This is a genomic window from Pseudomonas sp. PKS, assembly GCF_051913525.1.
GTDB lineage: Bacteria > Pseudomonadota > Gammaproteobacteria > Pseudomonadales > Pseudomonadaceae > Aquipseudomonas > Aquipseudomonas guariconensis_D.
In genome coordinates this window covers 193895-215277 of record NZ_JBEGDO010000007.1, presented here as the reverse complement: position 1 = coordinate 215277, position 21383 = coordinate 193895, and the positions used below count along the sequence as shown (strand labels likewise).

Sequence of the window (21383 nt, the reverse complement as noted above, 5' to 3'; positions counted from 1 at the left end):
CGGTTCGCAAGAATTCTGCCTATGTCCCTGCGTGTGTCCCTCCGCGCAGCCCTGCTCGGGCTGTGCCTGTCCCTCTCGTTTGCCGTCATGGCGGCTGAGATCCCGACCGCCGCCAGCGTCCAGCACAGCCTCGACAAGATCGCTGAGCGCAAACTCCCGGAAGCCGAGCAGAAGGCCCTGCAGCAAGTGCTCGAGCAGACCCTGGTCCTGCTCGCCAGCAAGGAAGACAGCGAAAAGAAACTCGCCGAGCTCAAGCAGCAACTGGCCGGTGCGCCCAACGAGATCCGTGACGGTCAACGCGAACTGACCAAGCTCAAGCAAACCAAGAGCGTGCCAGTGGCCGAGCGCTACGCCACCCTGCCCGTCCCCCAGCTCGAGCAGATGCTCAGCGAACGCAGCACCCAGCAGGGCGAACTGCAAAAAGCGCTCTCCGAAGCCAACAGCCTGATCATCAACTCCCAGACCCGCCCTGAGCGAGCCCAGGCCGAAATCAGCAGCAGCCAGACCCGCATCCAGCAGATCAACAGCAGTCTCAAAGCGGGCAAGGACGGCGGCAAACCGCTCTCCGCGGACCAGCGCAACCAGCTTAACGCCGAGCTAGCCTCGCTCAATGCGCGCATGGCCCTGCGCCGCCAGGAAATGACCAGCAACAGCCAACTGCAGGATCTGGGCAATGCCCGCCATGACCTGCTGATCGAGCGCGTCACGCGCCTGGAGCAGGAAATCCAGGAGCTGCAGACGCTGATCAATGACAAGCGCCTGGCCCAGTCCCAGCAGACCGTCACCCAGCAATCACTCGAAGCCCAGAAGGCCGGCAGCAGCACCTTGCTGGCCACCGAGAGCACCGCCAACGTCAAGCTTTCGGACTACCTGCTCAAGAGCACCGACCGGCTCAACGAGGTTACCCAGCAGAACCTGCGCACCAAGCAGCAACTCGACAGCCTCACCCAGGCCGACCAGGCGCTGGACGAACAGATCGACGTGCTCAAGGGCAGCCTGCTGCTGTCCAAGATCCTCTACAAGCAAAAGCAGGCCCTGCCGCACCTGAAAGTCGATCGCAACCTGGCCGACCAGATCGCCGACATTCGCCTCTATCAGTTCGAGATCAATCAGCAGCGCGAGCAGATGAGCAGCCCCTCGACCTATGTCGACAAGCTGCTGGCCGCCCAGCCCGAAGAAGAGGCCACGCCACAGCTGCGCAAGGCCTTGCTGGAGGTGGTGATCACCCGCAGCGACCTGCTCGAGCGCCTGAACCGCGAGCTGTCCGCGCTGCTCAATGAGTCCATCACCCTGCAACTGAACCAGAAGCAATTGCTCAGCACCGCCCAGAGCCTGCGCACCACCCTGGAAGAGCAGATGTTCTGGATTCCCAGCAACAAGCCGCTGGACTGGGAGTGGCTGAGCTATGTGCCCGAGCGGTTTGCCGACCAGGTCGCCAACCTGCCGTGGGGCTCGGGCCTCAAGGAACTGACCGACGGCCTGGCGCAGCGCCCGCTGTTGTTCCTGCCGCTGCTGCTGGTGATCGGCGCACTGCTGTGGCGGCGTAAATACCTCTATCAGCGCCTGGGCAAGGTTCACCAGGACATTGGCCATTTCCGTCGCGATAGCCAGTGGCATACGCCCCAGGCGATCCTGATCAATATCCTCCTGGCTATGCCGGTCGCCCTGGCCCTGGCCCTGGGCAGCTACGCCCTGCAGATCGACGCCCGCGGCCAGAACGCCAACCTGGGCGCCGCACTGTGGCAGATCGCCCAGGCCTGGCTGGTGTTCTACACCGCCTACCGCATCCTCGCGCCGGGCGGCGTAGCCGAGATCCACTTCCGCTGGCACAAGCCGCAGGTCGAGTTCCTGCGCGGCTGGGTGCGCCGGCTGGGCACCGTGGTGCTGGCCCTGGTAGGCGTGGTGGCGGTGGCCGAGCATCAGCCGTCGGCCCTGGCCGATGACGTGCTGGGCATCGGTGTGGTGCTCACCTGCTATGCCCTGATGGCCTGGTTGCTCAGCCGCCTGCTGCTGAGCAGCCCCGCGCACCGGGACACCTCGCTGTTCCGCAAAGCGGTCGGGGTGGCCTTCACCGCGCTGCCCATCGCCCTGTTCTTGGCCGTGTGCTTCGGCTACTACTACACCGCACTCAAGCTCACCGACCGACTCATCTATACCCTTTACCTGCTGTTGTTCTGGCTGGTGATCGAGGCCGCGTTCGTACGCGGGCTCTCGGTTGCGGCCCGGCGCCTGGCCTACCAGCGCGCCCTGAGCAAACGCCAGGCTGCCAAGGAAGGGCTGGACGGCGAGGTGATCGTCGAAGAACCAACCTTGGATATCGAACAGGTCAACCAACAATCGCTGCGTCTGATCCGCCTGGCCCTGCTTGGCGGCTTCATTGCCGGCCTGTACTGGGTCTGGTCGGACCTGATCTCGGTCTTCGCCTACCTCAACAACTTCACCTTATACGAGTACACCAGCGGCACGGGCGCGGCAGCCAGCATGGTGCCGATCAGCCTGGGCGACCTGCTCGGTGCGCTGGTGATCGTCGGCATCACCTTCGCCCTGGCCGGCAACTTGCCGGGCCTGCTGGAGGTGCTGGTGCTGTCGCGCCTGAACCTGGCCCAAGGCAGCGCCTACGCCACCACCACGCTGCTCTCTTACACCATCGTGGGTGTGGGCATCGTGAGCACCCTGTCGACCCTCGGGGTAAGCTGGGACAAGCTGCAATGGCTGGTGGCGGCCCTGTCGGTGGGCCTGGGCTTCGGCATGCAGGAGATCTTCGCCAACTTCATCTCCGGCATCATGATTCTGTTCGAGCGCCCGGTACGCATCGGCGACACCATCACCATCGGCAATCTGTCCGGCACGGTGAGCAAGATCCGCATCCGCGCCACCACCATCACCGACTTCGACCGCAAGGACATCATCGTCCCCAACAAGACCTTCATCACTGGCCAATTGATCAACTGGTCGCTGACCGACACCGTCACCCGCGTCACGCTCAAGCTGGGCATCGACTACGGCTCGGATTTGGATCTGGTGCGCGAACTGCTGCTCAAGGGCGCCCACGAAAACCCGCGGGTGCTCAAGGATCCTGAGCCGATCGTGTACTTCCTCAACTTCGGTGAAAGCTCGCTGGACCACGAACTGCGCATGCATGTACGCGACCTGGGCGACCGCAACCCGACGCTGGACGAGATCAACCGCTACATCAACCGCGAGTTCAAGGCACACAACATCAAGATCTCGGTGCGCCAGGTCGAGGTGTTCCTGATGGACATGCAAGGCGGCAAACAGCAGTTGATTCCGGTGGAGAACCCGAAACCGGATGGCACTGCACCGGCCTGAGTGCACTCGAATACTTTATTCTGTGCACAACCCTTGCGAGGGCTACGCCCTCGTTCGCGGGTAAACCCGCGAAGGGCCGCAAAGCGGCCCCTGCCCCCCGATTCCAGGAGCTGGCCTGTGAAAGCCCTCGACCAACTGACCTTCGACAACCGCTTCGCCCGCCTGGGCGATGCCTTTTCCACCGAGGTCCTGCCCGACCCGATCGCCGAGCCACGCCTGGTGGTGGCCAGCGAATCGGCCATGGCCCTGCTCGACCTCGACCCGGCCCAGGCCGAACTGCCGGTGTTTGCCGAACTGTTCAGCGGCCACAAACTGTGGGAAGAAGCCGAGCCGCGGGCGATGGTCTATTCCGGGCACCAGTTCGGCTCCTACAACCCACGCCTGGGCGACGGCCGTGGCCTGCTGCTGGGCGAAGTGCTCAATGACGCCGGCGAGCACTGGGACCTGCACCTCAAGGGCGCCGGCCAGACCCCCTATTCGCGCATGGGCGATGGCCGTGCCGTACTGCGCTCCTCAATCCGCGAGTTCCTCGCCTCCGAGGCCCTCCACGCCCTGGGCATCCCCAGCAGCCGCGCATTGTGCGTGATCGGCTCGAGCACTCCGGTGTGGCGTGAGACCCGTGAAAGCGCCGCGATGCTCCTGCGCCTGGCCCAGAGCCATGTGCGCTTCGGTCACTTCGAGTACTTCTACTACACCCGCCAGCCAGAGCAGCAGCGCCAGCTCATCGACCATGTCCTGGAGCAGCATTACCCCGAGTGCCGGGAGGCAGAACAGCCCTACCTGGCCATGTTCCGCACCATCGTCGAACGCAACGCCGAGCTGATCGCCCGGTGGCAGGCCTACGGCTTCTGCCATGGCGTGATGAACACCGACAACATGTCGATCCTGGGCATCACCTTCGACTTCGGCCCCTACGCCTTCCTCGACGACTTCGACGCCAACTTCATCTGCAACCATTCCGACGACCGCGGTCGCTACAGCTATGCCAACCAGGTGCCCATCGCCCACTGGAACCTGAGTGCCCTGGCCCAGGCCCTGACCACGGTGATCGAGGTGGAGCCGCTCAAGGAGGCGCTGGGCCTGTTCCTGCCGCTGTACCAAGCTCACTACCTGGATCTGATGCGTAGGCGCCTGGGCTTCACGACAGCCGAGGACGGCGACATGGCCTTGGTGGAGCGCCTGCTGCAACGCATGCAGAGCGGCGGCGTGGACTACACCCTGTTCTTCCGCAGGCTCGGCGACCAACCCGTGGCCGACGCCCTCAAGGGGGTGCGCGACGACTTCATCGACCTGGCGGGTTTCGATGCCTGGAGCGAGGATTACCTGGCCCGCTGCCAACGCGAACCCGCCAACGCCGAAGGCCGGCGCGACCGCATGCATGCGGTCAACCCGCTCTACATCCTGCGCAATTACCTAGCGCAAAAAGCCATTGAAGCGGCCGAAGCGGGGGATTACAGCGAAGTGCGGCGGTTGCATCAGGTGCTGAGCAATCCATTCGAAGAACAATCCGCCATGCAGGCGTACGCCGAGCGTCCGCCCGAGTGGGGCAAGCATCTGGAAATCAGCTGCTCCTCATGAATGCCCAGCGAGGGCTGTCGCCGGCGTCCACAGGATAGGCCCCGTGGGCGCTGCGACAGCCTGCGATAAACCCGAACAGGAGACGAAATGTCCGAACCTCTGGTAATCCCCTGCCCCCATTGCAACGGCCTCAACCGCCTGCCCGCCGAACGCCTGGGGGACCATCCCAAGTGCGGACGCTGCAAGCAAGAGGTACTGCTGGCCACGCCATTCGACCTCGACGAGCGCAGCTATGCCAGCCAGGTCAAGGGCGACCTGCCCCTGCTGCTGGACGTCTGGGCGGATTGGTGCGGGCCGTGCAAGTCGTTCGCCCCGGTCTTCGAACAAGCCGCCCGCCAGCTTGCCGGGCGCTGCCGTCTGGCCAAACTGGACAGCGAGGCCAACCGCAACCTCGCCGGTCAGCTGGGCATCCGCTCGATCCCCAGTCTGATCCTGTTCAAGAATGGTCGTGAAGTCGCCCGTCAAGCAGGCGCGTTTCCACTCCAGTCCTTGCTGGAGTGGTTGCGCAGCCAGGGGGTCTAAGCGTTCTCTTCGAGCAACGCGTGCAGCTCGACGAACTGCTGGGTCAGCTTGTGCCGAGGCTCCAGGTGGATCAGCGGCAAGCTCGCATGGTGGGATTCACGCATCTTCACCGAACTGGCCAGGTACACCGGCAGGACCGGCAAGCCCTCGGCCAGCAACTCGTCGAGCATCTGCTGCGGCAGGCTGGCGCGTGACTGGAACTGGTTGACGACGATGCCTTCGACCATCAGGTCTTCGTTGTGGTCGTCCTTGAGTTCGTCGATTTCCGCGAGCAGGCCATACAGCGCCTGGCGCGAGAAGCTGTCGCAGTCGAATGGGATTAGCACCCGATCGGCGGCGATCAACGCAGAAACCGCGTAGAAATTGAGCGCAGGTGGCGTATCGATGTAGATACGCTCATAGTCATCGTCCAGCTCATCGAGCAGTTTGCGCAGCTTGTTGATCTTGTGCTTGGCCTCCAGCTTGGGCTGCAGGTCGGCCAGTTCCGGGGTCGCGGTGACCACGTGCAGGTTGTCGAACGGCGTTTCGTAGATATCGACCTTGTTCTTCTTGGCAAAGGGCCCGCTGGAGAGGGTTTGCTTGAAGAAGTCGGCGATGCCCATGGGAATGTCCTCGCCGGTCAGCCCGGTGAGGTACTGGGTGGAGTTGGCCTGGGCATCCAGGTCGATCAACAGGGTCCGATAGCCTTCACTGGCACTGACCGCCGCCAGGTTGCAGGCGATGCTCGACTTGCCCACGCCACCTTTCTGATTGAACACCACGCGCCGCATGGAAGACCTCCGTGTATCAACGAATGCCCGAGTATGTGTCCGGCGAGCGACAATGACCAGTACCGCCCGCTCAACCTTTCCTACCCCGGTGCCGATAACCTTCGTAACCGTTCATCGGAAACCGCGGGTAATCGATGGGAGCGGGTCGACTGGCCAGAGCGTTGTGCCATCCGTCATTGTCCAAGGCGTATTTGCTAGCGGTCGCCTGCACCGGGATAATGCGCGCCACTCGGCGAGTGTGAATCCCTCAGGCCGCTCCGAGCCACTCCGACGCCAAGGACGCCCGCAGGGCGGGAAACAAGCACATCGTGATCACTTTCAACATCAGCCAATGGCGCGCCTGGGCCCCCGGCCTGCACACGCCTGTCGACTGGCGTGCCTGGGCCGACGGTGAGTCCGTGTCGCCAGGCGAAAGCCAGGTGCCGGACGTGTCCTTCCTTCCGGCCATGCAGCGCCGGCGCCTGAGCCCCTTGGCACGCATGGCGTTCGCTGTCGGCTGGCCGCTTGCCGAGGGGTACGAATCGCTGCCGCTGGTGTACGTCTCGCGCCACGGTGAAACCCCGCGCACTTTCTCCATCCTCAGCGACCTCGCCCAGGGCGAGCCGCTCTCACCCACCCAGTTCAGCCTCTCGGTGCACAATGCGGTGATCGGCCTGTGGTCGATCCTGCGCGGGCAGACCTGCGAAATGACCGCCCTGGCCGCGGCCGTCGACGGTTTCGAACATGGCCTCGTCGAGGCGGCCGGCCTGCTCCATGAAGGCGCACCGGCCGTGTTGCTGATCGTTACCGAAGAACTGCCGCCAGCGGCCTATGCACCCTGGATCAGCGACGTGCCGTTCTCCTATGCCCTGGGCCTGCTGTTGACCCCTGGCGAGCAATGGCAGCTGGAGCTGACCCCAGGCAACGAAGCCGCCCCTGGCAACCTGCCCCACGCCCTGAGCTGGCTGCGTGCCCTGCTCACCGACCAGGCCAGGCTCACCCACCCAGGAAAGCATCGCTCATGGAACTGGCAACGGCTCGCGTGAACAAGCCACGGGATGCCTACCCCTGGCGCCTGGTGGCGACCGCACTGAGCTTTGCCCTGTTCGGTGTGGGCAGCCTGTGCCTGCGCGTGTTGGTGTTTCCGCTGCTCGCCTGCCTGCCCGGTGGCGTCGAACGCCACCAGCGACGCGCCCGCCGAACCATCGGCTGGCTGTTCTGGCGGTTCATACGGTTCATGCGGGTCAGCGGCGTGCTCACCTACGAGGTGATCGGTGCCGAGCGTCTGGGGCGTCCGGGGCAACTCATCATCGCCAATCATCCATCGCTGATCGACGTGGTGTTTCTTATCGGCCTGGCCCGCAACGCCAACTGCGTGGTCAAGCAGAGCCTGTTCGACAACCCCTTCACCCGCGGCCCGGTGCGCGAGGCACGCTACATCGGCAACGACGGCAGCCTGCAGATGCTCGAAACCGCCGCCGACACCCTGCGCCAGGGGCAACCGCTGATCATCTTCCCCGAGGGCACCCGCACGCCGCCCGGCCAGGCCCCGGCCTTTCATCGCGGTGCCGCCGCGATCGCCTTGCGCGGTGCGAAAATCATTACACCCGTGACCATCAGCGTCAGCCCCAGCACCCTGACCAAACATGAGCCCTGGTACCGCATTCCGCGCCGACGCGTGCATTTTCGTCTACATGTCGGTGCCGATATCGACCCCGCCTCGTTCGCAGCGCTGGGCCCGGCACCGGTGGCCTCTCGACGCCTCAACGATTACCTGCATCAGTATTTCATCAAGGAGCTCGCCGAAGATGAGCGATCCACAGCAAGACCTGCACCGTGATATCAAGCAATTGATCATCGACGCCCTGGGGCTGGAAGACATCGACGTTCAGGACATCGATGACCAGCAACCCCTGTTCGGCGAGGGCCTGGGCCTGGACTCGGTGGACGCCCTGGAGCTCGGCCTGGCCTTGCAGAAACGTTTCGGGATCAAGATCGACGCCGACGCCAAGGACACCCGCTCCCATTTCACCAATATCGCCACCCTGGCAGCATTCGTCACTGCCCGTCAGGCCGCCTGAGACCGCACCATGCAAAACCGCGAAGACATCTTCAACCTCCTGCGCAACGCCCTCGTCGAGCTGTTCGAGCTAGACCCGGCCAGCATCAGCCTGGAGTCCCACCTGTACCAGGAACTGGAGATCGACAGCATCGACGCCATCGACCTGATCGATCACATCAAGCGCCAGACCGGCAAGAAGATCACCGCCGAGGACTTCAAGTCAGTGCGTACCGTCAACGACGTGGTCGAAGCGGTCTTCCGCCTGGTCAACACCGCAGCATGAAACGCCTGTTCGGCCTCGCGCTGGTCATCGCCGGGGTGCTTTATCCCTTCGCCGTGTACTTCGGCCTGGCCCGGTTCGCGCCCTGGCAGTTCGCCTTGCTGCTCGCCGCCCTTTGGCTGGCCCGCGCCGTGGGTACGGCGCGCAGGCCGGGCAACCTGGGGATGACCGCCGTGGCCCTGGCGTTCTGCGCTGTGCTGGCCTTGAGTGACAGCGCGCAGTTGCTGCGCTGGTACCCGGTACTGGTCAATGCGTTCATGTTGGCCCTGTTCGCCTCGAGCCTGAAGTACGGCCCGCCCCTCGTCGAGCGCATGGCACGCCTGCGCGAGCCTGACCTGCCACCTACGGCCGTCGCCTACACGCGGCGCGTGACCCAGGTCTGGAGCCTGTTTTTCGTGATCAATGGCGTGATCGCCGCCGGGCTCACCCTATGGGCGCCACTGAGCTGGTGGACCCTGTACAACGGCCTGATCGCATACCTGGCGATGGGCGTACTGTTCGCCGCGGAATGGCTGACACGACACCATGTGCGAGGACGCTCATGAATTGGATCGATCCCGAGCACCTGTTGCGCCCACTGACGGCCGCACGCCCAGTGACCCTGGAGCCGCCCCTGGACCACGAAGGACTGCGAAATGCCGCCCTGCGCCTGGCAGCCGGCCTGCAGCAGCGGGGTGTGCGCCGCCTGGCGGTGCATCTGGAGGACGCCGCCGAACTGGCCATCGCGCTATTTGGCGCCTGGCGCGCAAGCGTTCAGGTCCTGCTGCCCGCCGACCTGCAGCCCCAGACCCGGCTGCGCTGGAACGACCAGGTCGACCTGTGGCTCAGTGACCAGCCCGGCGACCTCGACCTGGCGTCGCTGCAAACTTCCCCGCTGGCCCCGGCCGACCTCGATCCGGACCAATGCCACATCGGCCTGTGCACCTCGGGCTCGAGCGGCGAACCCAAGCTCATCGGCAAGACCCTGCGCCAGCTGGCCAACGAGGTACGTGCCCTGGAACAGCAATGGGGCACCACGTTGGGCGACGCCTGGATCATCGGCAGTGTCGCCTCGCAGCACATCTACGGGTTGCTGTTCCGCGTGCTCTGGCCGCTGTGCGCCGGGCGCGGGTTCCTGCGGCGCCAGGTGCCATTCCCCGAAGACCTGCAACGCGCCAGCCTGGCCCTGCCAGCCTTTGCCTGGGTCGCCAGCCCCGCCCTGCTCAAGCGCATGGGCGACAACCTGGACTGGCCGGCCCTGGCCAAGGTACGCCGCGTGTTCTCATCGGGCGGCGAACTGCCCGGCGATGCCGCGCAGCGCCTGCAGCAGCGCCTGGGGCAATGGCCGGTGGAAATCCTCGGCAGTTCCGAGACCGGCGGCATCGCCTGGCGCCAAGGGGAGCAGCGCTGGTCGCCCTTCGCAGGCGTGGTCTTGAGCCTGTCGGCCGAGGGTGCCCTGTGCGTACGCTCACCCTACCTGCCCAAGGGACACGTGGAACACACCGCCGATGCAGCGCACATCGAGGCCGACGGACGCATGCGCCTGCTCGGGCGGCTGGACCGGATCGTCAAGCTCGAAGAGAAACGCATCGCCCTGCCCCAGCTGGAACAAGCCTTGTGCACCCATGCCTGGGTCAGCGAGGCGCGTCTGGGCAGGGTCGAGCAAGGGCGGGCCTTCCTCGGCGCCTTGCTGGTACTCAGCCCTCTGGGGCTGCACCAACTGCGCAACCATGGGCGGCGCGCCCTGCTCGAGGCACTGCGCGAGCACCTGGCCCAGCACTGCGAGGCCTTGGCCCTGCCCCGGCGCTGGCGCCTGGTGCGCCAGCTGCCGCTCAATGCCCAGGGCAAGCTGCCCCAGACGCAGGTTCAGACCCTGCTGGCAGCGCCGCGGAGTAATGCGCCGGAGGTCCTCGATACCCAGCAGGACGCCCATCAGTTGCGCGTGAAACTGGCAGTCCCGGCGGATCTGGCCTGCTTCACCGGCCACTTTCCGAGCACCCCGATCCTGCCGGGTGTAGTGCAGATCGACTGGGCCATGGCCCTCGCCGCGCCGCTGATTCCCATCGGGCATCGGTTTGCCGGCATGGAAGTGCTGAAGTTCCAGCAACTGGTCCGCCCCGGGGACGAGATCGAGCTGACGCTTCGTTTCGACGCCGAGCGCGGCAAGCTCTATTTCTCCTACACCAACGGCGAACAGGCCTGTTCCAGTGGCCGCATCCTCCTGGAGCCCGCCTGTGCATAATCCCTGCGCGGTGATTCCGGTCTACAACCATGAGCGCGCCGTGCCCACGGTGGTCGCCGAGTTGTTGCGTGCCGGGCTTCCCTGCATCCTCGTCGACGACGCCAGCCACCCAGGGTGCGCCCAGGTGCTGCGCGAGCTGGCGCAGCAGCCGCAGACGTTCCTCGTGCGCCTGGACCTGAACCAGGGCAAGGGCGGCGCGGTGATGGCCGGCTTGCGCGAGGCAGCCCGACTGGGGTTCAGCCATGCCCTGCAAGTGGACGCCGATGGCCAGCATGACCTGACGGCGGTCGGGGACTTCCTGGCCCTGTCGCGTGCCCAGCCCCAGGCGCTGGTGTGCGGTTATCCACAGTATGACGCCAGTGTTCCCAAGGGGCGGCTCTACGCCCGCTACCTGACCCACGTGTGGGTCTGGATCAACACCTTGTCCCTGGCCATTCCGGACTCCATGTGCGGCTTTCGTGTCTATCCCCTGCCGCCGACCCTGGCGCTGATCGACTCGGTGCGCCTGGGGCGGCGCATGGATTTCGACACCGAAATCCTGGTGCGCCTGTCGTGGCGTGGACAACCGATGCGCTGGCTGCCGACCCGGGTGCACTACCCCGCTGACGGTGTTTCGCATTTTCGTCTGTTCCATGACAACGCACTGATTTCGCGCATGCACGCCAGATTGTGCGTCGGCATGCTCCTGCGCGCGCCGATGATCCTCTGGCGTAGGTGGCGTCGATGAGCGACCGGTCGCAGCATTGGGCGGCGCAACGCGAACGCGGCAGTTTCTGGTTGATGAAACTCACCGCCGGGCTGGCGCGCCTGCTCGGTCGTCGTCTGCTCAGCCCCTTGATCCATGCCATCGTGCTGTACTTCTTCCTGTTCGGTCGCACGGCTCGGCGCAGTGCCTGGCAGTACCAGCAGCGCTTGTCGCAATGCAGTGGCGGCCGAACTCCGCCGCCCAGTCACTGGCGGGTGTTTCGCCAGTTCATGGCCTTTGCCGATGCCCTGCTGGACAAGCTTGATGCCTGGAACGGCAGGCTACGCCTGGAAGACATCGAGATCCACGACCCCAGCCAATTGCGCCAGCAGCTGCGCGGCACACGTGGGCAATTGCTGGTGGGCGCGCACCTGGGCAACCTGGAGGTGTGCCGAGCCCTTGCCGAACTGGGTGAGCAGGTGCGCATGAACGTGCTGGTGCACACCCGTCATGCCGAGCGCTTCAACCGCCTGCTCGGCGAGGCCGGCGCCAGCCACCTGCGGCTGATCCAGGTCAGCGAGCTGGACCCGGCGATCATGCTGCAGCTCTCCGAGCGCCTGGAGCGCGGCGAATGGCTCGCAATTGCCGGTGACCGCATCCCCTTGCATGGCGCCCGTACAGTCGAGGTGGACTTCCTCGGCTATCCGGCGGCCTTTCCCCAGGGCCCTTGGCTGCTGGCGGGCCTTTTGAAGTGTCCCGTCAACCTGCTGTTCTGTCTCAAGCAGGACGGGCGCTACCGGATCACCCTGGAGCCCTTTGCCGAGCAACTGCACTGGCGCCGCGAGCAGCGCCAGCAGGTGATCGCCCAATGGGCCGGTCGCTATGCCGCCCGCCTGGGCCATTATTGCCAGCAGGCACCGGACCAATGGTTCAACTTCTACCCTTTCTGGAGCGACGATGACGACGCATCCGCATGAGTCCGTGACCTTCGGCGAAGCGCCGCTGGCCATCGAGGACATCCTTGCCCTCAGCCAACGCCATGCCAGCCCCTTGCTGCAGGCCGATGCCGAGTACCGGGAGCGCATCGCCCGCGGCGCACGTTTTCTCGACACCCTGCTGCACAAGGAAGGGGTGATCTACGGCGTCACCACCGGCTACGGCGACTCCTGCGTGGTGGCCGTACCCCTGGAACATGTCGAGGCCCTGCCGCGCCACCTGTACACCTTCCATGGCTGCGGCCTGGGGCAGTTGCTCGATGCGCCCGCCACCCGTGCGGTGTTGGCGGCGCGCCTGCGCTCGCTGTGCCATGGCATGTCCGGCGTGCGCCTGGAACTGCTGCAGCGCCTGCGCGATTTTCTCGCCCACGACATCCTGCCGCTGATTCCCGAAGAAGGCTCGGTGGGCGCCAGTGGCGATCTGACGCCGCTCTCCTACGTCGCCGCCGCCCTCTCGGGCGAGCGTGACGTGATGTACCAGGGCGTGCGCCGCAGCAGCGCAGACGTGCACCGCGAACTGGGCTGGCAGCCTTTGGTGCTACGCCCCAAGGAAGCCCTGGCGCTGATGAACGGCACTGCCGTGATGACTGGCCTGGCTTGCCTGGCCTACGCCCGCGCCGACTATCTGCTGCACCTGGCAACACGCATCACCGCGCTGAACGTCATCGCCCTGCAAGGCAACCCCGAGCACTTCGACGAACGCCTGTTCGCCGCCAAGCCGCACCCAGGCCAGAATCAGGTCGCGGCCTGGCTGCGCCAGGACCTGGCCCTCGACGCCCCCGCCGCCCCCCTGCACCGCCTGCAGGACCGCTATTCGCTGCGTTGCGCGCCGCATGTGCTGGGTGTTCTGGCCGACAGCCTGGGCTGGCTGCGCGGCTTCATCGAGACCGAACTCAACAGCGCCAACGACAACCCCATCATCGATGGCGATGCCGAGCGGGTGCTGCACGGCGGGCATTTCTATGGCGGGCACATCGCCTTTGCCATGGACAGCCTCAAGACTCTGGTGGCCAACGTCGCCGACCTGCTCGATCGCCAGCTCGCCCTGCTGGTGGACACCCGCTACAACCATGGCCTGCCCAGCAACTTGTCCGGGGCCCAAGCCGACCGGGCCATGCTCAACCATGGTTTCAAGGCCGTGCAGATCGGCGCCAGCGCCTGGACCGCCGAGGCGCTAAAGCAAACGATGCCGGCCAGCGTGTTCTCGCGCTCCACCGAATGCCACAATCAGGACAAAGTCAGCATGGGCACCATCGCTGCCCGGGATGCGCTGCGCGTTCTGCAACTGACCGAACAGGTCGCCGCCGCCACCCTGCTGGCCGCCAACCAGGGCGTCTGGCTGCGCGGTCGCCAAGCCGGTGCCGCCCCGCTGCCGCCTGCCCTTGCGCAGATGCACCAAGCGCTGCTGGCGGACTTCGCCCCGGTCACCGAAGACCGCGCCCTGGAGCACGAACTGCGGCTGTGCCTGACGCGTATCGGCGAACGCCATTGGAGGCTGCATGCGTAACCCCGGCGTGTTCCATGTCGACAGCGAGATCGTCGTGCCCTTCTTCGACGTGGACAGCATGCACGTGGTCTGGCACGGCCATTATGTGAAATACCTGGAAGTCGCCCGCTGCGCGCTGCTCGAACGCCTCGGGCAGGACTATCGGCGCATGCAGGCCAGCGGCTACATGTGGCCGGTGATCGACCTGCAGTTGCGCTATATCCGTGGCGCCACGTTCGGCCAACGCCTGAAGGTCCGCGCCAGCCTGGTGGAATGGGAAAGCCGCCTGAAAATCCACTACCTGATCAGCGACGCAGACACCGGCGAACGCATGACCCGCGCCAGCACCGTACAGGTCGCGGTGCACATCGAGAGCGGCGAAATGCAGTTGGCCTCGCCCCAGGTGATGCTCGATGCCGTAGCCAAGGTGCTGCCATGAGCCGCTTGCATCACCTGCTGGCGGCATTGCTGGTGTTGCTTTCAAGCCCCCTGGCGATGGCCTTCGACCTGGCCGATTTGCAAAAACAGTTGAGCGCGCCAGCGGTGGTCAGCGGAAACTTCGTGCAGGAGAAACACCTGCGCGCCCTGGCGCAACCGCTGACGAGCCAGGGCCGCTTCGTCCTGGCACGCGACCATGGCTTGCTCTGGCTATTACGCACCCCGCTGCGCCAGGACTACCGCATCGACGCAAGCGGCATCGCCCGTCGTGATCCGGGTGGCTGGCAGCCGCTGCCCAGCCAGAGCGCCGGGGCACAGCAGAACCGTTTGTTCTTCGCGGTCCTGCAAGGCGACAGCAGCGGCCTGCAACGGGACTTCGAGCTGAGCCTGAGCGGTGACGCCGAGCACTGGCAACTGCGCCTGACGCCACGCTCGATGTTGCTCAAGCAGATCTTCACCCGCATCGATATCACCGGCGGGCGTTTCGTCGAACGCATCGTGCTGGCCGAAACCCAGGGCGACAGCACGGTCCTGCGCATGCAGGACAGCCACGGTGCCACCGCCTTGAGCGACTCGGAGCGTCGTGACTTTGCCGATTGAACGCCTGTTACCGCGCCTGTTCCTCGCCCTGTTGCTGGCCATGCTCGCGCTCGCGGCCTGGCAATGGCACCGCGGTGCGCCCCTGTCCTCCGACCTGATGACCCTGGTGCCAGGCGCGACCCAGGACCCGCTGGTGCAGCGCGCCGAACAGCGCATGCAGGCGCCGCTGAACCGCGAAATGCTGGTGCTGGTGGGCCATGCCGATCGCCAGCAGGCCCTTGCCCTGGCCGAGGGCCTGGCCACCCGCTGGCAGGCCAGTGGCCTGTTCGAGAAGGTGCAGTGGAACCTGCACACCGACCTGCAGGCAGTGCGTACGCAGCTCCTGCGAGGCCGCCTGGCGATGCTCTCGGCCACTGACCGCCAGCAACTGGCCGAACAGCCCGACGCCTTCATCGAGCAACGCGTCCAGAGCCTGGTCGACCCCTTTGCGGGCTTGAGCCTGGTCTCGAGCCAGGACGACTGGCTGGGCCTGAGCGGACGCATCCAGGCCAGCCAGCCCAGGCCCGCCAATGTTCAGCTCGACACCGCCAGCGGCGCGCTGGTGGCCGAGGCGGACGGCAAGCATTGGGTGTTGCTGCGCGCGCGCACCGTGGGCAACGCCTTCGACCTGAACCTGCCCTTGCAAGTAGAGGCGTTGCTCGCCCAGGCCCGCCGGCAGGCCGACCAGGCAGGCGCCCAGCTGCTGGCGGCCAGTGGCCTGCTGCACGCCGCCGCCGGTCAACGCCAGGCCAGCCGGGAGATCACCTGGGTGGGCGGCGGCGCAACCGTGGGCATTCTCCTGTTGCTGTTGCTGGCACTGCGGCGCTGGCGCGCGCTGCTGGCATTCCTACCGGTGGCGGTCGGCATGCTGTTCGGCTCGGTGGCCTGCGTCGCGCTGTTCGGCCAGATGCACGTGATGACCCTGGTGCTCGGGGCCAGCCTGATCGGCGTGGCGGTGGACTACCCGCTGCACTACCTGTCCAAGGGCTGGAGCCTGCGCCCCTGGCACAGCTGGACGGCGCTGCGCCTGACATTGCCCGGCATGACCTTGAGCCTTGCGACCAGTTGCATCGGCTACCTGGCCCTGGCCTTCACGCCGTTCCCGGCATTGACCCAGATCGCGGCGTTTTCCGCTGCAGGCTTGCTGGGTGCCTACCTGTGCGCCGTTTGCCTGTTGCCTGCGCTGTTGCAGCACATGGACCTGCGTCCTTCCCCCTGGCCGCTGCGCGTGGCCCAGGCCTTGACCGACCTGCGTGAGCGCCTGCTGCGCAAAGTGCCCAGCGTCATGCTGCTCGGTCTGTTGCTGGTGTTCTGTGTGGCCGGGTTGTGGCAGTTGCAAAGCCGCAACGACATCCGCCAGTGGATCAGCGCCCCACCGCAACTGCTCGAACAGGCCCAGGCCGTGGCGCGCATCACCGGCTACCAGCCGACCAGCCAGTTCTTCCTGGTGCGTGCCGATGACCAGAGCCAATTGCTCGACCGCTTGCAGACGCTCAGCGGCAAGCTCGATGAGTTGGTCGACCTGGGCAAGCTCAAGGGCTACCTGTCCCTCAGCCAGTTGGTAAGCAGCACGGCAGCGCAGCAGCAAGTGCGGCACGCCCTGCTGCAGTTGCCTGGGCATTGGCAGCCATTGCTGGCCCTTGGTGTGCCCGAGCAGGTCTTGCACGCGGAGCTTGCGCAACTGCAGGCATTGGCACCCCTGTCGATCGACGATGCCCTGCAGGGGCCGCTGGGCGAGGCCTGGCGCCCCTTGTGGCTGGGCCAGGATGGCCAGGGCGTGGCGGCGATCGTCAGCCTACAGGGCCACGGGGATGTCTCGCTGTTGCGCCTGCAGGCCCAGGACCTGCCCGGCGTAAAATTGATCGATCGCCTCGGCGAGCTCAACCAGCTGTTCACCGCCACTCAGGTCAGTGCCGCTGAACTCAAACTGCTGTCCTGCGCGTTGATAGGGATGGTGCTGATGCTGCCGTTCGGCCTGCGCAGCGCCCTGCGCATCGTCGCCCTGCCGCTGCTTGCGGCGTTGTGCAGCTTGGCCAGTCTCGGCTGGCTGGGACAACCGCTGACCCTGTTCAGCCTGTTCGGCCTGCTGCTGGTGACTGCCATCGGCGTGGACTATGCGATCCTGATGCATGAGCGCATCGGCGGCAGTGCCGTCAGCCTGCTGGGTACCTTGCTGGCAGCACTCACCACGTGGCTGTCGTTCGGTTTGCTGGCGCTTTCCAGCACCCCGGCAGTGAGTAACTTCGGCCTGGCCGTGAGCCTGGGCCTGGTGTTCAGTTTTCTCCTGGCGCCCTGGGCCGGCGCCAATGATAGAGGGCATCGGCAACCATGAAACACCTGTGGATTCTGCTGGCCTGCCTGCTGCTCGGCGCCTGCACCGGGCGAGCTCCCCTGCCTGAGCAGTTGCCGGAGCTGCAGTTGCCTCGTCAGTTGCATGTACAACGCGAACAGGATGGCCAGCGCCAGGACTGGCTGCTGGTGATCCAGCGTGAGGAGGGCCGTTTGCGCTGGTCGTTGCTCGATCTGATGGGCGTTCCCCAGGCGCGCCAACTGCTCGATGGCCGCCAATGGCACGCAGACGGCCTGCTGCCCCCCAACCCGGCCGCCCGCGAACTGTTCGCCGCCGTGCTCTTCGCGCTTACCCCAGAGGCCCAACTGAGGCAGCTCTATCCCAGTGCCCTCCAGCGCGGACAGCAGCGTTCGCTACAGACGCGTTGGCAGGTGGACTACCACGACCCGGATCATTTCACCTTGAACCTCGGCCAGGGCCTGCGCTATCTAGTCAGCCCCTTGCCCAGCGAGAACACCCCATGACCGCCTTCCTCGACGCCCTGGGCCTGGTCTGCGCCCTCGGCCACGGCCAAGCCCAGGTTGCCCGCGCACTCTTTGCTGGCGACTGCGGCGGCATGCAGCCGCAAGAGGGCTGGGTAGCCGGACGCCGCCTGCCCGTCGGGGCCGTGCCGGGCCCTCTGCCCGAGTTACCATTGCCCGGTCACCAAAGCCGCAACAACCAGTTGCTGTATGGCGCGGCACTGCAAATCGAGCCGGCCATTCGCCACGCCATCGAACGCCACGGCCCACATCGGGTGGGCGTAGTGCTGGGCACCAGCACCTCGGGTATCGCCGAAGGCAGCGACGGCGTCGCCCAGTACATGCAGACCGGCCGCATCCCGGATAGCTACGACTACGATCAACAAGCGCTCGGCGCACCGGCCACATTCCTGGCCGCGTGGCTGCGACTGTCAGGCCCGGCCTATGTGTTGTCGACCGCATGCACCTCCAGTGCCCGAGCCCTGCTCAGTGCCCGCCGCCTGCTCGACCTGGACCTGTGCGATGCCGTGCTGTGCGGGGGCGTGGACACCCTGTGCGGCCTGACCCTCAACGGTTTCAGCGCGCTGGAGGCCGTCAGCGCAGAGCGCTGCAATCCCTTCTCGGTCAACCGCGACGGCATCAACATCGGCGAGGGCGCGGCCCTGTTTCTCATGACCCGCCAACGCGCAGGCGACGGGCCAAGCATCGCCTTGCTCGGCGCAGGTGCAAGCTGCGATGCGTTTCATATCTCCGCGCCAGAGCCCACCGGCAAGGGCGCCTTGCAGGCCATGGGCAAAGCACTGGACAATGCCGGCCTCACGCCTGCACAGATCGACTACCTGAACCTGCACGGCACTGCCACCGTCCACAACGACGCCATGGAGAGCCTCGCCGTGCACGGGCTGTTCGGCGATCGCGTGCCCTGCTCCTCCAGCAAGCCCATGACCGGCCACACCCTGGGGGCCGCCGGCGCCCTGGAAGCGGCGTTCTGCTGGCTTGCCCTGAGCCGGCACAACCCACAGGGCCTGTTGCCGCCTCATGTCTGGGATGCCCAGCGCGACCCTCAGTTGCCAACGCTGAACCTGGTCAATGGCAGCCAGCGCCTGCGCTCGCAGGGGCCGCGCCGCCTGATGAGCAACTCGTTCGCCTTCGGTGGCAACAATGTCAGCCTGATTCTCGGAGACGCCCCATGAACACCTGGCCACTGGCCGAACTGCTGCCGCATGCCGCAGACATGATCCTCATCGACCGCATCGACAGCTGCGACGACGAAGAGATCCATACCCGTGCAACGGTCCGCCCGGGGGGGCAGTTCAACCGCGCCGACGGCAGCTTGCCCGCCTGGCTGGGCCTGGAGTTGATGGCCCAGAGCGTGGCCGCCTATGCTGGGTATCAGGCTCGCCGCGCAGGGCGTGCGGTGGAAATGGGCTTTCTGTTGGGCACCCGTCGCTTCGAATGCGATGTGGCGCAGTTCCCCGCCGGCACCGAGCTGCGCATCCATGCCCTGCGCTCGCTTGAAGACGAGAGCGGCATGGGCGTGTTCGAATGTCACCTGCGCGGTGAGGGCATCCATGCCAGCGCGCGCCTGAACGTCTACCGTCCGCCCCAGGCCACTGGCTACCTGGCCGAAGCGGCCCCCGAGGAAACACCCCATGACTGACACCATCCTGGTCACCGGCTCCAGCCGCGGTATCGGCCGCGCCATTGCCCTGCGCCTGGCACGCGCAGGCTTCGACCTGGTGCTGCATTGCCGCAGCGGCCGCAACGCGGCCGAGGCGGTCGCAGAACAGGTGCGTGGGCTGGGGCGTCAGGCGCGGATCCTGCAGTTCGACGTCGCCGACCGGGCGGCCTGCGCCCGTATCCTGGGCGAGGACGTCGAAGCTCACGGGGCCTACTATGGAGTGGTGTGCAACGCAGGGCTGACCCGCGACGGCGCCTTCCCAGCCTTGAGCGAAGACGACTGGGACCAGGTCATGCGGACCAACCTGGACGGCTTCTACAACGTCCTGCACCCGCTCATGATGCCCATGATCCGTCGCCGCGCGCCTGGTCGCATCGTGTGCATCACTTCAGTGTCCGGACTGATCGGCAATCGCGGCCAGGTCAACTACAGCGCCTCCAAGGCGGGCCTGATCGGTGCCGCCAAAGCCCTGGCCATCGAGCTGGGCAAGCGCCGCATCACGGTCAACTGCGTGGCCCCGGGGCTGATCGACACCGACATGCTCGATGAACAGGTACCGGTCGATGAACTGCTCAAGATGATTCCTGCCCAACGTATGGGGACCCCGGAGGAAGTGGCCGGCGCGGTCAATTTCCTGATGTCGGACGAAGCGGCCTACATCACCCGTCAGGTGTTGGCCGTCAACGGAGGGCTATGCTGATGCGTCGCGTCGTGGTCACCGGCATGGCCGGCATCACTGCCCTGGGCAGCGACTGGGCCAGCATTGCCGGGCAATTCGCCGCCAATCGCAGTGGTATCCGGCGCATGGACGAGTGGGACCGCTTCGAAGAACTCAACACTCGCCTGGCCGGCCCTGTGGATGACTTCCAGGTGCCAGGGCACTGGACGCGCAAGCAACTGCGCAGCATGGGGCGCGTGTCACGGCTGGCGGTCGCCGCAGCCGAGCGCGCCCTGGCCGATGCCGGGCTGCTGGACGACCCGAGCATCCGCGACGGACGCATGGGCGTGGCTTGCGGGTCATCGATCGGCAGCACCGAAGAGATCAAGGCCTTCGGCAACATGTTGCTCAATTCAAAGGCCGACGGGCTCAATGCCAACTCCTACGTGCGCATGATGCCGCACACCACTGCCGCCAACATCAGCATTTTCTTCGGACTGACCGGACGCCTGATCCCGACATCCAGCGCCTGCACCAGCGGCAGCCAGGGTATCGGCTATGCCTATGAAGCAATCAAGTTCGGGCGCCTGCCGCTGATGCTGGCAGGCGGTGCCGAGGAGCTGTGCCCCAGCGAGGCGATGGTGTTCGATGCCCTGTACGCGACCAGCCTGAAGAACGACACCCCCACCCTGACCCCGCGCCCCTATGACCGCGCACGCGATGGGCTGGTGGTGGGTGAAGGCGCCGGCATGCTGGTACTGGAGGAGCTGGAGCATGCGTTGGCCCGAGGCGCGCATATCCACGCCGAGATCGTCGGGTTTGGCAGCAACGCCGACGGCCAGCACATCACCCGTCCGGAGCAGGTCACCATGCGCCGGGCGATGGAGCTGGCGCTCGAAGACGCCGGCCTGCCCGCCGAGGCCATTGGCTACGTCAACGGCCATGGCACTGCCACCGAACAGGGCGACATCGCCGAAACCCTGGCCACCCATGCGCTGTTCGGCCCGCGCATGCCGATCAGTTCCCAGAAGAGTTTCCTCGGCCACACCCTGGGCGCCTGCGGCGCGCTGGAGTCCTGGTTCAGCATCGAGATGATGAATCGCGACCAGTACGTGCACACCCTGAACCTCGATGACATCGACCCTCGCTGCGCCGAACTGGACTACCTGCGCGCAGGCATGCGCACCATGAGCCACGAGTATGTGATGAACAACAACTTCGCCTTCGGCGGCGTGAACACCTCGTTGATCTTCCGGCGCTGGCGCTGAGGCCTGCACTGATTCCTCTGGGAGCGGGTTTTACCCGCGA

21 protein-coding genes are annotated in these 21383 nt (G+C 65.8%); 20 read left to right on the top strand and 1 reads right to left on the bottom strand.

The features are described from left to right. Positions 1–21 precede the first annotated feature (21 nt). The 3 genes from mscK to trxC all read left to right on the top strand — a co-directional run bounded on the left by mscK (position 22) and on the right by trxC (position 5430). The gene (gene mscK / locus ABOA88_RS10330; protein WP_196170937.1) at positions 22–3330 is read left to right on the top strand and encodes a mechanosensitive channel MscK; all 3309 of its coding nucleotides are present in this window, start codon (positions 22–24) and stop codon (positions 3328–3330) included. 117 nt (positions 3331–3447) lie between these two features. Further along, complete coding sequence (gene selO, locus ABOA88_RS10325) at positions 3448–4908, top strand: protein adenylyltransferase SelO (RefSeq protein WP_196170938.1); 1461 nt, start codon at positions 3448–3450, stop codon at positions 4906–4908. An 87-nt stretch (positions 4909–4995) separates the two neighbouring features. Then, the gene (gene trxC / locus ABOA88_RS10320; protein WP_196170939.1) at positions 4996–5430 is read left to right on the top strand and encodes a thioredoxin TrxC; all 435 of its coding nucleotides are present in this window, start codon (positions 4996–4998) and stop codon (positions 5428–5430) included. Here trxC and ABOA88_RS10315 read toward each other — a convergent pair. Then, positions 5427–6200 carry a ParA family protein gene (locus ABOA88_RS10315; protein WP_196170940.1) on the bottom strand — a complete coding sequence of 258 codons (774 nt, stop codon included), beginning with the start codon at positions 6198–6200 and terminating at the stop codon, positions 5427–5429. The two genes, trxC and ABOA88_RS10315, sit on opposite strands and share 4 nt — an antisense overlap. Before the next feature lie 308 nt (positions 6201–6508). Here ABOA88_RS10315 and ABOA88_RS10310 point away from each other — a divergent pair, with 308 nt between their 5' ends. Genes ABOA88_RS10310 through ABOA88_RS10230 form a run of 17 tightly spaced genes read left to right on the top strand, consistent with a single transcriptional unit; the run spans position 6509 to position 21343 of the window. Further along, positions 6509–7225, top strand: coding sequence for a beta-ketoacyl synthase chain length factor (locus ABOA88_RS10310; RefSeq protein WP_367851531.1), 717 nt, complete (start codon positions 6509–6511; stop codon positions 7223–7225). Next, a complete protein-coding gene (locus tag ABOA88_RS10305; RefSeq protein WP_196170942.1) occupies positions 7201–8019 on the top strand; it encodes a lysophospholipid acyltransferase family protein in 819 nt (272 codons plus the stop codon). Before ABOA88_RS10310 ends, ABOA88_RS10305 begins: the two co-directional genes overlap by 25 nt. After that, a complete protein-coding gene (locus tag ABOA88_RS10300) occupies positions 7988–8260 on the top strand; it encodes a phosphopantetheine-binding protein (protein ID WP_043212500.1) in 273 nt (90 codons plus the stop codon). Before ABOA88_RS10305 ends, ABOA88_RS10300 begins: the two co-directional genes overlap by 32 nt. 9 nt (positions 8261–8269) lie before the next feature. Further along, positions 8270–8524, top strand: a complete 255-nt coding sequence (locus ABOA88_RS10295; protein ID WP_196170943.1) for an acyl carrier protein — start codon at positions 8270–8272, stop codon at positions 8522–8524. Continuing rightward, positions 8521–9066 carry a hypothetical protein gene (locus tag ABOA88_RS10290; RefSeq protein WP_367851530.1) on the top strand — a complete coding sequence of 182 codons (546 nt, stop codon included), beginning with the start codon at positions 8521–8523 and terminating at the stop codon, positions 9064–9066. The genes ABOA88_RS10295 and ABOA88_RS10290 overlap by 4 nt, the downstream gene beginning before the upstream one ends. Beyond that, positions 9063–10742, top strand: a complete 1680-nt coding sequence (locus ABOA88_RS10285) for an AMP-binding protein (protein WP_367851529.1) — start codon at positions 9063–9065, stop codon at positions 10740–10742. The genes ABOA88_RS10290 and ABOA88_RS10285 overlap by 4 nt, the downstream gene beginning before the upstream one ends. Then, on the top strand, positions 10735–11469 hold the full coding sequence (locus ABOA88_RS10280; RefSeq protein ID WP_367851528.1) for a glycosyltransferase family 2 protein: 735 nt from the start codon (positions 10735–10737) through the stop codon (positions 11467–11469). The genes ABOA88_RS10285 and ABOA88_RS10280 overlap by 8 nt, the downstream gene beginning before the upstream one ends. Further along, the gene (locus tag ABOA88_RS10275; RefSeq protein ID WP_196170947.1) at positions 11466–12404 is read left to right on the top strand and encodes an LpxL/LpxP family acyltransferase; all 939 of its coding nucleotides are present in this window, start codon (positions 11466–11468) and stop codon (positions 12402–12404) included. The genes ABOA88_RS10280 and ABOA88_RS10275 overlap by 4 nt, the downstream gene beginning before the upstream one ends. Continuing rightward, the gene (locus ABOA88_RS10270) at positions 12385–13929 is read left to right on the top strand and encodes an HAL/PAL/TAL family ammonia-lyase (protein WP_196170948.1); all 1545 of its coding nucleotides are present in this window, start codon (positions 12385–12387) and stop codon (positions 13927–13929) included. The genes ABOA88_RS10275 and ABOA88_RS10270 overlap by 20 nt, the downstream gene beginning before the upstream one ends. Beyond that, on the top strand, positions 13922–14347 hold the full coding sequence (locus ABOA88_RS10265) for an acyl-CoA thioesterase (protein WP_043208556.1): 426 nt from the start codon (positions 13922–13924) through the stop codon (positions 14345–14347). Before ABOA88_RS10270 ends, ABOA88_RS10265 begins: the two co-directional genes overlap by 8 nt. Then, positions 14344–14946: an outer membrane lipoprotein carrier protein LolA gene (locus tag ABOA88_RS10260; protein WP_367851527.1), complete on the top strand. Its 603-nt coding sequence runs from the start codon at positions 14344–14346 to the stop codon at positions 14944–14946. The genes ABOA88_RS10265 and ABOA88_RS10260 overlap by 4 nt, the downstream gene beginning before the upstream one ends. Further along, positions 14936–17257, top strand: a complete 2322-nt coding sequence (locus ABOA88_RS10255) for an MMPL family transporter (RefSeq protein ID WP_367851540.1) — start codon at positions 14936–14938, stop codon at positions 17255–17257. Before ABOA88_RS10260 ends, ABOA88_RS10255 begins: the two co-directional genes overlap by 11 nt. Continuing rightward, positions 17254–17739, top strand: a complete 486-nt coding sequence (locus ABOA88_RS10250; RefSeq protein ID WP_196170951.1) for a hypothetical protein — start codon at positions 17254–17256, stop codon at positions 17737–17739. Before ABOA88_RS10255 ends, ABOA88_RS10250 begins: the two co-directional genes overlap by 4 nt. Beyond that, positions 17736–18929 (top strand): beta-ketoacyl-[acyl-carrier-protein] synthase family protein, encoded by a 1194-nt coding sequence (locus ABOA88_RS10245; RefSeq protein WP_367851526.1) that lies wholly within the window; start codon positions 17736–17738, stop codon positions 18927–18929. Before ABOA88_RS10250 ends, ABOA88_RS10245 begins: the two co-directional genes overlap by 4 nt. Next, the gene (locus ABOA88_RS10240) at positions 18926–19396 is read left to right on the top strand and encodes a hotdog family protein (RefSeq protein WP_367851525.1); all 471 of its coding nucleotides are present in this window, start codon (positions 18926–18928) and stop codon (positions 19394–19396) included. Before ABOA88_RS10245 ends, ABOA88_RS10240 begins: the two co-directional genes overlap by 4 nt. Next, the gene (gene fabG, locus ABOA88_RS10235; protein ID WP_196170954.1) at positions 19389–20117 is read left to right on the top strand and encodes a 3-oxoacyl-ACP reductase FabG; all 729 of its coding nucleotides are present in this window, start codon (positions 19389–19391) and stop codon (positions 20115–20117) included. The genes ABOA88_RS10240 and fabG overlap by 8 nt, the downstream gene beginning before the upstream one ends. Continuing rightward, a complete protein-coding gene (locus tag ABOA88_RS10230) occupies positions 20117–21343 on the top strand; it encodes a beta-ketoacyl-ACP synthase (protein WP_367851524.1) in 1227 nt (408 codons plus the stop codon). The genes fabG and ABOA88_RS10230 overlap by 1 nt, the downstream gene beginning before the upstream one ends. Positions 21344–21383 lie beyond the last annotated feature (40 nt).

Bases quoted from the DNA above. Each gene is read 5' to 3' on its own strand.
- trxC (WP_196170939.1), top strand. From the start codon at position 4,996: ATGTCCGAACCTCTGGTAATCCCCTGCCCCCATTGCAACGGCCTCAAC.
- ABOA88_RS10260 (WP_367851527.1), top strand. From the start codon at position 14,344: ATGAGCCGCTTGCATCACCTGCTGGCGGCATTGCTGGTGTTGCTTTCA.
- mscK (WP_196170937.1), top strand. From the start codon at position 22: ATGTCCCTGCGTGTGTCCCTCCGCGCAGCCCTGCTCGGGCTGTGCCTG.
- ABOA88_RS10270 (WP_196170948.1), top strand. From the start codon at position 12,385: ATGACGACGCATCCGCATGAGTCCGTGACCTTCGGCGAAGCGCCGCTG.
- ABOA88_RS10230 (WP_367851524.1), top strand. From the start codon at position 20,117: ATGCGTCGCGTCGTGGTCACCGGCATGGCCGGCATCACTGCCCTGGGC.
- ABOA88_RS10295 (WP_196170943.1), top strand. From the start codon at position 8,270: ATGCAAAACCGCGAAGACATCTTCAACCTCCTGCGCAACGCCCTCGTC.
- ABOA88_RS10245 (WP_367851526.1), top strand. From the start codon at position 17,736: ATGACCGCCTTCCTCGACGCCCTGGGCCTGGTCTGCGCCCTCGGCCAC.
- ABOA88_RS10315 (WP_196170940.1), bottom strand. From the start codon at position 6,200: ATGCGGCGCGTGGTGTTCAATCAGAAAGGTGGCGTGGGCAAGTCGAGC.
- fabG (WP_196170954.1), top strand. From the start codon at position 19,389: ATGACTGACACCATCCTGGTCACCGGCTCCAGCCGCGGTATCGGCCGC.
- ABOA88_RS10290 (WP_367851530.1), top strand. From the start codon at position 8,521: ATGAAACGCCTGTTCGGCCTCGCGCTGGTCATCGCCGGGGTGCTTTAT.
- ABOA88_RS10265 (WP_043208556.1), top strand. From the start codon at position 13,922: ATGCGTAACCCCGGCGTGTTCCATGTCGACAGCGAGATCGTCGTGCCC.
- ABOA88_RS10275 (WP_196170947.1), top strand. From the start codon at position 11,466: ATGAGCGACCGGTCGCAGCATTGGGCGGCGCAACGCGAACGCGGCAGT.
- ABOA88_RS10250 (WP_196170951.1), top strand. From the start codon at position 17,254: ATGAAACACCTGTGGATTCTGCTGGCCTGCCTGCTGCTCGGCGCCTGC.
- ABOA88_RS10300 (WP_043212500.1), top strand. From the start codon at position 7,988: ATGAGCGATCCACAGCAAGACCTGCACCGTGATATCAAGCAATTGATC.
- ABOA88_RS10240 (WP_367851525.1), top strand. From the start codon at position 18,926: ATGAACACCTGGCCACTGGCCGAACTGCTGCCGCATGCCGCAGACATG.
- ABOA88_RS10305 (WP_196170942.1), top strand. From the start codon at position 7,201: ATGGAACTGGCAACGGCTCGCGTGAACAAGCCACGGGATGCCTACCCC.
- ABOA88_RS10285 (WP_367851529.1), top strand. From the start codon at position 9,063: ATGAATTGGATCGATCCCGAGCACCTGTTGCGCCCACTGACGGCCGCA.